Source organism: Mesorhizobium sp. M0139, assembly GCF_040322455.1.
Classification (GTDB): Bacteria; Pseudomonadota; Alphaproteobacteria; order Rhizobiales; family Rhizobiaceae; genus Mesorhizobium.
In genome coordinates this window covers 252,758-265,115 of sequence record NZ_JAMYTN010000006.1, presented here as the reverse complement: position 1 = coordinate 265,115, position 12,358 = coordinate 252,758, and the positions used below count along the sequence as shown (strand labels likewise).

Genomic DNA, 12,358 nt, shown 5'->3' with positions numbered 1-12,358 from the left:
AATCAGGACAGATTGAACGCAGGCCTATGGATATAAACGGACGCAGCCTTCCTGAAACCGTGCTCCTGTCGATCCGCGGCAGGAAAGCGCGCAAGGCGAACGCGACGCCGCGCAAGCACATTGAAGGGGCCCAGATGGTGGTCGCCTCCTACAACGTCCACAAATGCATCGGCACCGACCGCAGGTTCGACCCCGAACGGACCGCTCGCGTCATCCGCGAGATCGGCCCCGACGTCATCGCGCTGCAGGAGGCCGACAACCGCTTCGGCGATCGCGCCGGGCTGCTCGACCTTGCCCGGATCGAACACGAAACAGGGCTTGTGCCGGTGCCGGTTTCCGGAAGCGGCAAGGGCCATGGCTGGCGCGGCAACGTGCTTTTGTTCAAGCGCGGCACCGTGCGCGACGTCCATCAGATCAAGCTTCCGGGACTGGAGCCCCGCGGCGCGCTGGTTGCCGAGATCGACCTCGACGAAACGCGCACTCTGCGCGTCATCGCCGCGCATCTCGGCCTGTTGCGCCGCTCGCGTTCGGAGCAGGCCCGCGTCGTGCTCGACATCATGAGCAACCAGGATGAAAGGCCGACCCTGCTGCTCGGCGACCTCAACGAATGGCGGCTGGGCAACCGCTCGGCGCTCAAGACGCTGCACGCCACCTTTGGTTTCACGCCGGCGGCGGTGCCGACTTTTCCCTCAGGCCTGCCGGTGCTGGCGCTCGACCGGATCATGGCCAACCGGCACGGCATGGTCTCGTCGGTGGAAGCCCATGACACGCCGCTGTCGCGGGTTGCGTCGGATCATTTGCCGCTGACGGCGTTCGTCAGCCTGTAACTCATCCGTCCCGCAGCCAGACCAGCATCTCACCAGGTTCGCGGTTGTCCCAGGCAAAGTACGGGACAGCGGTGATTTTCGTTTCGCTCACCGCCGGCGGATCGGTGCGATAGAGCCCGGTTTCCCAGTTTTCCTGCGCTTCCTTGCTGGCAAGTGCCGAAAGCGTGACGATGCCGCCGAGCAGGTTCGGCTCGGCATGCGCCTCGATTTTTGCCGTTCGCGGCAGAGCGATCCGATGCAACTGGCCGGCATTGTCGGTCTCCTCGACGCAATAGATCAGCGGACCGCGCGCAAGTGCGACGCGGCCGATGTCCTGACGCACCTCCGGATTGGCGAACAGACGGGCGATCGACATTTCGAGATCGAGTTCGACCCGGTCGCCCTGGCGCCACTCGCGCCGGATCGCGGCATAGCCGTCGCTGGTGATGTCATCCAGATCGACCGCGGCGCCGTTGACCTTGAGCGCCGCCTTGCCGCACCAGGAGGGGACGCGCAGGTGCAAGGTGAACTCGACCGGCGCTTCGGCTTCGATCCGGATCGAGACCGCGCCATCCCAGGGATAATTGCTGGTCTGAATCAGACTGACCGCCCGGTTCGATATGTCGAAGCGCGCGGTGCTGTCGCCGTAGAGATGAACGGCCAGCGCGTCGTCCGACAGGGAGTAGAAATAGCTGCCGATGGAGGCGACCATGCGGCCGATATTCGGCGGGCAACAGGGGCAGCGATGCCATTTCCAGCGATTGTGCCTGCCCCGGCTCTCCAACGGGTTCTCGTAGAAGAACAGCGAGCCGTCGAGCGACAGGCCGGAGATCGAGCCGTTGTAGAGCGCCCGCTCCATCATGTCGGCGTAGCGGGCGTTGGGGCCCATGCCGAGCATGCGGCTGGCCCAGAACACCAGGCCGACCGAGGCACAGGTCTCGGCATAGGCGGTTTCGTTGGGCAGGTCGTAGTCGCTGGTAAAGCCCTCATTGTGCGCCGACGGCCCGAGGCCGCCGGTGATATAGAGGTTTTTGGTGGTGAGATCGTTCCAGAGCCGGTCGAGCGCTACCCTGAGCGTATCGTCGCCATATTCGGTGGCGATGTCGGCCATGCCGGAATAGAGGTACATCGCCCTGACCGCATGGCCGACGACCTTGTCCTGCTCGCGCACCGGCTTGTGCGACTGGTTGTACTCATAAGTCTTGAAATGATAGGCCTTCGGGTCGGCGCCGCGCGCACGCGCCTCCTCGTCGAAATAATGCGGCTGTTGCCCGCGCTGGTCGATGAAATACCTGGCCAGGTCCATGTATTTCTGCTCGCCGGTCGCCCGCGCCAGCTTGACCAGCGCCAGCTCGATCTCCTCATGGCCGCAATAGCCCTTCTTCTTGCCCGGCTCCGGACCGAAGGTGTCGGCGATATGGTCGACATAGCGGCACATGATATCCAGCAGCTTGCGCTTGCCGGTGGCCTGGTAGTAGGCGACCGCGCCTTCGATCAGATGGCCGGCGCAATAGAGCTCGTGGCAATCGCGCAGATTGATCCAGCGCTTCCCGGGCTGGATGCGCTGGTACCAGCTGGAGAGATAACCGTCTTCCTGCTGCAGTCTGCCGTAGAGGTCGATGACGGCATCGATCTTCGTCTCGAGTGCCGCGTTCTTGCGCCGGTAGAGCGAATAGGCCGCGGTCTCGATGGTCTTGCCCCAATCGGAGTCCCAGAACATCTGCGTCGTCACCGTCGAGCCGGTGAAGCCGGGGCTGGCCGCCTCGTCGGGCGACGGCGAATGGAACGGAATGACGACGCCCGGCGAGGGCCGGTCCGGGTCGATCTGCTCCAGCATGCGCGCCTCGACGCAGCGCTCGTAGAGAATGTCGGCGGTGCGCGACGCCACGGCATCGACACGGTCGCCCCAGAAGCCGCGGACATCGACCTGCGGCACCGGCAGTGGGCGGAAGGCGAGTTTGCCGGGCTTGGCGGATGGTTGAACGGTCATCGTGTCACTCCGTTGGATATTGGTCATTTCACGGCGGGTCATTTCACCGCGCCGGCCATCAGGCCGCGGATGTAGAAGCGCTGCAGCAACAGGAAGAGCACCAGGCACGGCACCATCATCACGGTGACGCCCGCCTGCACCGCGCCCCAGTCGATGGCGCCGAAGCGGCCCGACTGAAGTGCGGTCATCATAATCGGCAGCGTGAATTTGGACTGGTCGGTCATCAGCACGAGTGCGGCCAGGAATTCGTTCCAGGCGCCGAGGAAGGCGAACAGCGCGATGGTGACGATGCCCGGCCAGACCAGCGGCAGCATCACCTTCAACAGCATGGTGACGTTGTTGGCGCCATCCATGCGCGCGGCCTCCTCGATCTCGCGCGGCACCGCGTCGAAGGCGTTGCGCATCATGAAGATCGAGAACGGCAATTGCAGCGTGGTGTAGACCAGGACCAGCCCGGTCAGCGTGTTGTGCAGGCCGACCTTGGTCAGCACCAGGAAGATCGGCGTCAGGATCGACTGGAACGGGATCATGATCGTCGACAGGATGACGATGAAGAGCACATCCTTCATCGGAAAGCGGAAGCGCGAAAAGCCGTAGCCGGCGAGCACGCTGACGACGACCGACAGGATCACCGTCATCGAGGCGACATAGAGGCTGTTTTGCGCCGGCAGCCAGAGGCCGTCGCCAAAGGTATCGAGCGTGCGGTAGTTCTCGACCGAGAAGCCTGTCGTCGGCCATGGCGGCAGCGGCGGCTGGCGCGCCTCCTGCGCCGGCTTGAAGGTCGACAGCACGGCCCAGACGATCGGCGCGATGAACAGCACTGAGGCGATCATGCCGGTCGAATGCTCGGCGATCCTGAGCCAGAGGCGGCTGCTGCGGCTTCTTGCCTGCGCCATCAGTCGATGCCCTCCGGCTTGCGCAGCAGCCACAGCTGAACCAGGCTGAGCGCCACCAGTATGGCGAGCAGGATCATCGACAGCGCCGCACCATAGCCGAGCTTGAACGAGACGAAGGACTGGTTGAAGATCCAGTAGACGGCGGTCAGCGTCTGGTTGCGGGGGCCGCCGCGCAGGATGATGTAGAACTGGTCGAAGGCGAGGATCGAACCGGCGATCGACAGGATCAGCGCCAGCGCCAGCGTGCGGCGCATCAGCGGCAGGGTGATGGCGCGAAAGCGCGCGAACGGCCCTGCCCCGTCGATCATCGCGGCTTCCTGCAGATCGGTCGGGATCGACTGCAGGCCGGTCATCAGGATGATCATGGTGAAGCCCGCCACCTTCCAGACGACCATGGCGATGATCGACCAGAAGGCCGGCTGGAACGTCGCCAGGAGGTTGAACTTTTTCGCCGTCAGGCCGAAATCGTAGGCGGCCGGGCTGAACAGGCCGGAATCGACATTGAGCAGCCACGACCACAGCAGGCTGGCCGAGGCGAAGCCGACGACCGCCGGCATGAAGAAGGATGTCCGGTAAAAGCCGGTCAGCCGCCTGGGCTTTTCGATGAACAGCGCCAGCGGAAAGGCGACGGCGAAGATCACGATGGTGACGATCACGGTGTAGTAGGCGGTGAAGCTCAGCGCGTTCCAGAAGCGATTGTCGCGCAGGATCGCCCGGTAATTGTCGAAGCCGATGTAAAAATGCTCGCCCATCAGCGGCCAGTTGTGCAGCGACATCCACGCCGTCATGCCGAGTGGGATGATGAAGAAGACGACGACCAGTGCCACTGCCGGCGCGACATAGAGCAGGCCGATCCACTGCCGGCGGCCGGCGCCGACGAGTTTTCTGGCGCGTGGCGGGGTGGTGGTGATGGCGGTCATTTACCCTCCCCCTTGTGGGGAGGGTAAGGAGCGCCGGCCGCCCGTCCAGGGAGACGGATCGGGCGGCCGGATCAGGACCTGCGACGGCAGGGGGGTCATGCGCCTCGCCGCCGGCCAGTCCTTATTTCTGCGCCTGGTCGATGATCGACTGCATGGTCTCTTGGGCATTGGCGATGGCGCCATCGACGTCGTCGCCGAAGACAACCTCGTTGATCATCTGCGTCCACGGACCGTTGGCCGAGTTGATCAGGTCGTTGAACACCACGGAATAGGGCGTGCGGCCCTTGGCCATGGCTTCGGCGGCGATCTGGTAGCGCGGATCGAGATCTTTCAGCGCCTCCTTGGCGATGTCGCCGCGCACCGGCAGGCTGCCGTATTTGGCCAGGATGGTCTGGCCTTCTAGCGAATAGGCGAAGTCGAGAAACTCCTTCACCACGGCGAGCTTCTTGGTGCCCTTGGTCACGACGAAATTGTCGCCGCCGGCAAACGAAGACCAGCCGCTGTCCTTGCCCGGCAGGAAGGTGACGCCATAGTCGATATCCGGATACTGCGTGTTGAGCGCGCCGATGGCGAAGGCGCCGGACGGCGAAATGCCGATATTGCCGGTGGCGAAGGCGGCAAAGAAGTTGGCGCCGGTGTCGGTCTGCGCGCCGGCCGGCACCAGATCCTTCTTGACCATCGAGCGGTAGAGGTCGATGGCGCCGCGCAGCTGCGGGCTGTCCAGCGTCGCCTTCGAGCCGTCCTCGGAGAGGATGTCGCCGCCCGATGCCCACACCAGCGGCGTGAAGGTGAAGATGTTGCAGCCGCCGCAATTGCCGGAGAAGTAGAAGCCCTTGATGTCGCCGCCGAGCGCGTTGACCTTTTCGGCATCGGCCTCGATCTCGGCCCAGTTGGCCGGCCCCTTGTCGGGATCGAGCCCCGCCTGCTTGAACAGTTTCTTGTTCCAGATCAGCACCGAGGCGTCGGCCGAGAACGGCAGCCCGTAAATGTGGTCCTTGTAGGTGCCGGTCTTGACATGCGCCGGCGACAGGCTGGCGAAATAAGGCAGCGATTTCGCCCAGTCGGTGATGTCCTCGAGCTGGCCGGCGGCGGCAAAGGACGGCGTGTAGATCAGGTCGAGCGACAGCGCGTCTGGCGCCGTGCCGCCGGCGGCGGCGGCACCATATTTCGGGATGATCTCGGCATTGGGAATGATGTCCAGCTTGACCTGGTTCTCATGGCCCTTGTTGAAGGCATCGACGATGCGCGGCATGAAGTTCGAGCCGTCGGCGCGAACCCAGATGTTGGCGGTGTCGGCGGCCATTGCAGGCAAGGCAATAAAAATGCTCGCGGCGAGCGCGAAACCGGTAATCATGGTCTTCATGGTTTTCCTCCTCATGGTTCTGTTCTCCTCCCTGTTGCGGCGCTCTCCCAGATCGCGCCCCGCGTTCTCCTAGCCGCCCAATGGACGGCCGCATGACTGACGCACCACCAGCCGGCACGGCAGTTTTCGAATGCCCGGCGCGGCGGGTTGGCCGCCGACGAGCGAAAGCAGTGTGAGGCCGGCCTCGCGGCCGAGCGCTGCCAGGTTCATGTCGACCGAGGTCAGCGGCGGGCGGGTCGCCTCGGCCACGATCTCCCAATTGTCGAAGCCGATGACGCCCACATCGCCGGGCACGCCTAAGCCGCGCTCGCGCAGCGCATCGATGACGCCGCGCGCGATCTGGTCGTTGCCGCAGAACACGGCGTCGGGTTTCTCTCCCTTCTTGTTGAAGAGCGTTGGGCCGTCGAACAGCTTTCCGACGGCTTCATGCCCCCAGGCTTCCGACCACGAGCCGAGCAAGGGCTCGGTGACCGGCAGGCCGTGCGCGGCCAGCACATCGCGAAAAGCCTGTGCCCGCTCATTCACCACGGCAAAACTTTCGGGACCGCTGATATGGGCGATGCGCCGCCGCCCGAGGCGGCAAAAATGCTCGACCGCCAGCCGCGCGCCGCCGGCATCGTCGGAGACGAAGGCGATGGCATCGGGATCGGGCTGGCTGAAGGCGTAGATGACGGGCACGCCGAGATTGGCGAGGTCGACCGGCAAATGGCGGTCGATGCGCTTGCCGCTGGCGATGATGCCGTCGATGCGCTTGTCCAGCATCGCCTCGACATGCAGCTGCGCCAGCCGCGGGTCGTCCTCGACATTGCACATGAACACCGACACGCCGGCATCGACCAGCGCATCGGAAATGCCGGACATGACCGGCAGGGAAAAGCGGCCATAGGTATCGTTGGTCAACAGGCCGACTGTAAAGGAGCGCCGCCGCAGCAGGCTCTGCGCCAGGCTGTTGGGGCGAAAGCCGAGCCGCTGCGCCGTCTCGCGAATGCGCTGCCGCGTCTCGGCGGTCATCCGCCCCTGCCCGTTCAGCGCCTTCGAAGCCGTGGCCACGCTGACACCAGCCATCGCCGCGACTTCACGCAGGGTGACGGGTTGTTTGGGTGGTGGTGGCGTGTCGGAGGCCATTTTGCGGGTGTCGGTCCTCGGTCTGGGAAAAGGTTTTCTCTTACTGGGCTGTAGCGTGTCGAGGTGGGTGGTCGATGTATGGTGTGGGCTTGGGAAAAGGTTTTCTCAACGGGAGACTAGGATGAGAATTTGGCGATGGCAAGGGGGTGGCGAGTTGGCGACGCGATCGACGCGGTTGTTCGTCATCACCGCTTTGCGCTAGGAGCGGTCATGGTGAGCAGACATTCTGATGGCGCCTTAGGGCCGAGTGCAGACGGTGCGCTTCTGGAACGATCCAGCCAGGAAGCTGCCATTCCCTAACGACCCGAATAGGCCGTCCACGCTCCGCCTTTGCTGCCCAAGACCGGTCGTTCGTCAGAAATACCGCAAGGTCAAGCACTTTGGCTTGAGCGGGCGAGCGGTCGGGCCTTTGCGGACAGCAAGATGCGCAGCGGATAGCGAACGGCCTGCCTGGTTAGCAGCGGCTACGGCCAGTTTATGTACCCTTGGGACAACTTCCTGAACTCAGCATTGTTTACGCAGCTTGCGGTGCCCTCAATATTAGCAATCAAGTAGTCAAGACATTCAATGAGGCGAGCATTAATCACGGTCTTTCGGACGATTTGCAGTGCCGCTTTTGCGTGCTTGCGACAAAGTTGGTTGCCGAGTTTCGCCGTGATCTCGTAGTGACCGAGCGAAGCCATGACGTACGGGGCAAATTTGTCTCCTGCTATGGCGAGGATTGCATCATAGTATCGTCGGCCACCCGGTGACACGCCTTCTAGATAGGCAACGCCGCGGCCGATCCGGCACATCAATATTACCTTGAACAATCGCATGCAAAGATTGTCAAAGATTGCCGCCTGGTCGGGCACGTACGAGTATAGCTGCGCCGCGACCGGGGCTTCGTGATGGAAATTATCCCATCCGTTATGCTTGTCGAGTAGCTCTGTTATTAGCTCATCGACGATTATGACGCGCTCGGATGGCGAACGAAATGCATTGCCGCCAACGACATCGAAGAATTGCTGGCCAAGGGCATGTTTGTCCTTGTAAAGATTGACGTTATAGCCTTCGAGTACGATCCCAAGTTTATATTTCGCCTCGTCCTGACAGGCCTTCCATATTCCGGGCGCTATCAGAGATATGTTTTTGCGGACAACCGGATCGGTGTCTGCCGAGACATAGATGCCGAACACAGTGCGAAGCAGGCTCCCACATAGGTGGCTGGGAAGTTCTGCAATACGCTTCTCAATTCCCTGGGCTGTGGCGTTGTCCAGCGCACCAGTCGTTGTCTTCAAGTTCTTGATAAACGCCTGAACCTGCAGGGCAGCTTCGGTAGGGTTGTCGTTTAGAACATCCTGAATGCAGTTCTGCAAATAACCCAGAAGTTCGTAGGCGTTAATACTGTAACTGTTCGGATGTGAAATGCCCGTGTCATTTCTCATTTCCAGTATGTGTTTGAGCTTCTTGTAGGTTGTATCGGATATGAGCTCCAACTTTCGACTCGTGTCTAAGAGCACGGAGTCCTTTAAGGAGGATAGATCCTCTTCAGTCGAGTAATATTCTCGCGCCTTGCTGCCGCCTACTGCTCCGTCAAAAAAGATGTCAAGGCCGTACATAACGGCCTTTTTGCGAAGATTGAGGACCACTTCATTCCAAACGGCATTCAGGGAATAGTCAAATAACCCGATGCCCGCCCCTATAACGAAGCGAGATAGATATCTGGCGTCCTTCTTGACCTCAGCCGGAAGTGCCGCCACGAGGCCTTGAATATTGTCACCAATGATAGCCCGTTGCGTCTGATCGGCGATAATGTTGTCGTACGGCAACCCCATCTCTTTGAGAAAATTTACAATGAGCTGTGCCTGTGGATCAATTAGCTCACTGGATTTCTTTATGACGATTTGGCTCATACCACGTCCCCTAGTAGATTAATTGCATTTTGGTCAGTTTGTCTCAGAGTTGGCGCGCGCCTAGGTCTCTTCAACCTTCTCCTCCGCTTCCCCATCCAGCTTCTTTTTCAATGCGAGGGGAATCCGTCGCATGAAGGACGGGCGGGATAAGATTATCGCATCGTTGATGCCGCGCAGCGCTAACAGGCCTCGACGCAACTCGGCATGTTCTTCTGTTCGTGCGAGATCGTCCCAAACCACGGCAATCAGGTGATCATATCCACTACCGTCTCCGAGGTATGTCGTAGCGTCCGCCGCTACTTCCTGGATGACTTTGGAGAATTGTCCTGACCCGACCCTCAGAAACTTAGCTTCCACTATCGTTCTGAGTGAGGGGATCGCCAAGTCGCCGCGTGGATGGTGCTGGCCCAAAGATTTTAGCCACTCCTCGTCATCAAGATCGGAAAAGATCGGAGCTAGTAGGGCCCAGAGCAGGTTCTGAACGTGGTACTCGTTTTCCACATCCCACCGCGCGACCTGCGACTTCGGCGTGCGTGGCTTGTCTTCCCATGTCCAGTGACGCAAAGATCGCTCTAGCCCGTGCAGAACCCGGGCAACATCAGTGACGCTTGCTTTGTCGAAACGAATAGCGGGTGCATCACGAGAAAGAAAATTGATTACGGCAACGCGCGTCGATGCTCTCGACATTCCATCTTCGTTGCCTCTCACGTCGAACGCGTGACGCCACCCTTCCTGTCTCTGATCAGCGGTCGCTTCGGCCAATCCTTTTGCTTGAAGAGCGACAAGCAGTTCTGGGAGCGGCCTGGAATTCGTTTGCAGTTTTAGCACAACGGACGCCGCGCTTATTAGAGATCCATTCCAGTCTATCGCCGCTGCATCCACCAGCGACCTCCTAACCAGGTCCGCAAGCCAGGCATGCGACTGGCCTGCGTCGCGTGTTGGCAATAACGAAACTCCAACTGCAACGCCTAAGAGGGCCAAGCCATCAGCTTCAAACGTTCGCGGGCGACCAACTACAAAATATCTTCGTTCCTGAAGCCACCTAAGTCCTTCAACAAAGGCGCCCGTGAATTTACGATCGAAGTGAGCAGCGTAGCCGAGCACTGCAACATGCGACGTACGCCTGTCAGGACCCGATGCCCTCGCGGCGGCCGTCGCCACAGCATCCAGAACGGAATCGCCAGTGAAGACATCATTTTGAATCCAGTACGAAAAGGCTCGCGCATGTTCGGGCTGATTTGGATCGTCGCTAGCTAGCTGCTGCAGTTCGACATGTATGTTTGGCTCATCAGTCATAAGAACCAACGCGTTCGTCCAACGGGACCCAACATGGTGTCCTCATCCCAACCTGGCGTGTCCTTTAGGCCTGCAAGCAGGCGCGCAATCAGCTCCGCGTAGTGGATAGTGATCGGCAGTGGAGCCGGTGTCAGCATTCTCCACGAGTGGTTCGCGAAATCGAACGCCTGACGCGCAATGTAGGTCATATCCCGGAAGGTAGAGTTCCTGTGCAGGCGCAAAAGCGTTGGTCTTGGTAGCCCGTGATGCGTCTGTTTCACTTCTCGACTGCCAGTGAAAGATAGGAGCCTTTCGTCTCTTCCAAGCGAGATGCAAAGGCCTCGTTCTGGGGCGTAAGCACCCTTCATCTCGTATCCAAATTTTACTCCGGGCATATGCTCGTCGAACAACGTGTATGGATGCGAGTCCACCACGTGCACGAATGCATACTTCACGTCGGAGAAGCCAAGGTTCTCCACGAGCTTGCCTACCGCGTCTGCCTCGTAGTCCTTAATCTGCTGGAAGACATGAAACACCAGTCTTACGGCGTCTGTGCTTCGCCAGTTGTCCTCAGTGCGAACACGCTCAATAGCACGCGTCAATGTCTCCGAAAGTGCGGCCTCGTACTCACCGTATGGCACCGCGCGTGTCCGATCGTCGAGTAGATACCGACCATCGTGCGTAAAAACGGTGGTGATGCCTACCACCCGTTGCTTTTCTCCCAAACGTGAGGATGAGACTGTCTGGGAGCCAATACCTATGACGAGTTCATGGCCAACCGTCGGGCCAGATTTTAGCAGCCACGGAATGCCGCCGATCTTGGCGTAACTCGCAAGACTGATATTGTTGAGAATATAGACAAGCTGCCGATCGGGCGTGCTCATGGTCTCCAACGTCAATTCTTGAATGGGAACACGCTGCTTCAGAAACGCAGCTTTGATTGCGAAATAGGGATTGTCTGGGCCAAGTAACTCCCTGAAGTCTTTGTCGATCTGTGCGATTGCCAGGCTCCATTCGAACCCTTGGTCATGCGCAAATTTTAAGGCAGCCCTGCAGGCATTGAGATAGTCGGGTACCGAGCTGCTTTTAGCGGTAAAGGTGTGGACCTTTGGCGCAGACAGGGCAAAGCGGCGAATGAACCCTTTCTCATACGGCTTTCGGTTCTCGCCAACAATTACGTGAGGCATTCCGTCTAGGAACTTCGCCAGAAATCCTTCGACCCGGCCCTCATCTGCTTCACGGCAAATGACCGCAATTCTCATCTCCTTAGGGGAGAAGGTGCGTTGGTCGTAGGGTCCATGCTTGTCGAGGCCGCGCTCGTTCCACGTGTCTGTTTTTACGCCACTAGGATCAAAGACGAGAGTTGGTTTTTTGATTGTTTCTTGCCGAAAAGGCCAACGTGCAGCACCCATACCGATCAGATCGCCAAGCTCAAGCTTGACATCTGGAACGAGCTCGATGCTCTGCGTTCGAAGGTAGTCGAAAGTCCGCTTGATGAGCTCAAAGCGGCCCGGTCCATTTAAGAACTTCGCGGCTTCAGCCTGACGGACATAAGGATTTGGCCAGCCTTCGCTGGATTCAGTTGCTGCACGCACCAATCAACGTTCTCTCTCCGCCGTTCCAGGTAAGCGTGAGCGATCGAGATTGAATCCGGGCCTTCACCGAAGTCGGCAAGAAGCAGTCTATCGCCTTCAATGGAAATGACTCTCCCGGCCAGTTTTAGATGTGAAGTTATTCTGGGATCATCGCTCGACACCATGCGACTGACGTAACGCCCCATCACCGATACTCCGGTCGCCATCAGCTTGTCGGTTGGGACATCTATGAAGTTTTGTGTGCGAACATCGCACAGCAACACAAGTGTAGGATCGCCATCTTGCCTCCAGATTTTTCTGGTCTCGAGGTCCAAGACAACGCGGCGTTGAAGCCAGTCAGGCAGCCCAACATTCTCAGGAAACAGATTGGCTGGCTTCTGGGATAGCAGGCGTAAAGGCCTCGATCGCAGAATGGGTCGACCTAACTCAGTGAATAATCTAGTCAGGGCTTCAACCGCGAGTGACGCAAGAAGCCAATGTGCCTCAGATAATT

Annotated in this window: 9 protein-coding genes; 1 reads left to right on the top strand and 8 read right to left on the bottom strand. The window is 59.7% G+C overall.

Annotated features, from left to right (window positions below; all coding sequences use genetic code 11):
• Positions 1 to 26 precede the first annotated feature (26 nt).
• The gene (locus tag NKJ58_RS12810; protein WP_023671569.1) at positions 27 to 827 is read left to right on the top strand and encodes an endonuclease/exonuclease/phosphatase family protein; all 801 of its coding nucleotides are present in this window, start codon (positions 27 to 29) and stop codon (positions 825 to 827) included.
• A gap of 1 nt (position 828) precedes the next feature.
• On the opposite strand, the gene NKJ58_RS12805 is transcribed toward NKJ58_RS12810, so the two are convergent.
• From NKJ58_RS12805 to NKJ58_RS12770, 8 genes are all read right to left on the bottom strand, one after another.
• A complete protein-coding gene (locus tag NKJ58_RS12805) occupies positions 829 to 2,796 on the bottom strand; it encodes a glycoside hydrolase family 127 protein (protein ID WP_352519329.1) in 1,968 nt (655 codons plus the stop codon).
• 38 nt (positions 2,797 to 2,834) lie between these two features.
• On the bottom strand, positions 2,835 to 3,692 hold the full coding sequence (locus NKJ58_RS12800) for a carbohydrate ABC transporter permease (protein WP_023682951.1): 858 nt from the start codon (positions 3,690 to 3,692) through the stop codon (positions 2,835 to 2,837).
• The gene (locus NKJ58_RS12795) at positions 3,692 to 4,612 is read right to left on the bottom strand and encodes a carbohydrate ABC transporter permease (protein WP_023705752.1); all 921 of its coding nucleotides are present in this window, start codon (positions 4,610 to 4,612) and stop codon (positions 3,692 to 3,694) included. Before NKJ58_RS12795 ends, NKJ58_RS12800 begins: the two co-directional genes overlap by 1 nt.
• A 121-nt stretch (positions 4,613 to 4,733) precedes the next feature.
• Positions 4,734 to 5,975: an ABC transporter substrate-binding protein gene (locus tag NKJ58_RS12790; protein ID WP_352519200.1), complete on the bottom strand. Its 1,242-nt coding sequence runs from the start codon at positions 5,973 to 5,975 to the stop codon at positions 4,734 to 4,736.
• Positions 5,976 to 6,044: 69 nt separating this feature from the next.
• Entirely contained in the window at positions 6,045 to 7,100 is a 1,056-nt protein-coding gene (locus NKJ58_RS12785; protein ID WP_352853229.1) for a LacI family DNA-binding transcriptional regulator, read from the bottom strand.
• 464 nt (positions 7,101 to 7,564) lie between these two features.
• Positions 7,565 to 8,995, bottom strand: coding sequence for a hypothetical protein (locus NKJ58_RS12780; RefSeq protein ID WP_023819967.1), 1,431 nt, complete (start codon positions 8,993 to 8,995; stop codon positions 7,565 to 7,567).
• Between the two features lie 60 nt (positions 8,996 to 9,055).
• On the bottom strand, positions 9,056 to 10,291 hold the full coding sequence (locus NKJ58_RS12775; protein ID WP_352853227.1) for a PD-(D/E)XK nuclease domain-containing protein: 1,236 nt from the start codon (positions 10,289 to 10,291) through the stop codon (positions 9,056 to 9,058).
• Complete coding sequence (locus NKJ58_RS12770) at positions 10,288 to 11,865, bottom strand: argonaute/piwi family protein (protein ID WP_352853272.1); 1,578 nt, start codon at positions 11,863 to 11,865, stop codon at positions 10,288 to 10,290. The genes NKJ58_RS12775 and NKJ58_RS12770 overlap by 4 nt, the downstream gene beginning before the upstream one ends.
• Between the last annotated feature and the right edge of the window lie 493 nt (positions 11,866 to 12,358).

What these genes read in the sequence shown, in the direction of transcription:
- NKJ58_RS12800 (WP_023682951.1), bottom strand. Translation starts at nt 3,692, where the DNA reads ATGGCGCAGGCAAGAAGCCGCAGCAGCCGCCTCTGGCTCAGGATCGCC.
- NKJ58_RS12810 (WP_023671569.1), top strand. Translation starts at nt 27, where the DNA reads ATGGATATAAACGGACGCAGCCTTCCTGAAACCGTGCTCCTGTCGATC.
- NKJ58_RS12775 (WP_352853227.1), bottom strand. Translation starts at nt 10,291, where the DNA reads ATGACTGATGAGCCAAACATACATGTCGAACTGCAGCAGCTAGCTAGC.
- NKJ58_RS12805 (WP_352519329.1), bottom strand. Translation starts at nt 2,796, where the DNA reads ATGACCGTTCAACCATCCGCCAAGCCCGGCAAACTCGCCTTCCGCCCA.
- NKJ58_RS12785 (WP_352853229.1), bottom strand. Translation starts at nt 7,100, where the DNA reads ATGGCCTCCGACACGCCACCACCACCCAAACAACCCGTCACCCTGCGT.
- NKJ58_RS12795 (WP_023705752.1), bottom strand. Translation starts at nt 4,612, where the DNA reads ATGACCGCCATCACCACCACCCCGCCACGCGCCAGAAAACTCGTCGGC.
- NKJ58_RS12790 (WP_352519200.1), bottom strand. Translation starts at nt 5,975, where the DNA reads ATGAAGACCATGATTACCGGTTTCGCGCTCGCCGCGAGCATTTTTATT.
- NKJ58_RS12780 (WP_023819967.1), bottom strand. Translation starts at nt 8,995, where the DNA reads ATGAGCCAAATCGTCATAAAGAAATCCAGTGAGCTAATTGATCCACAG.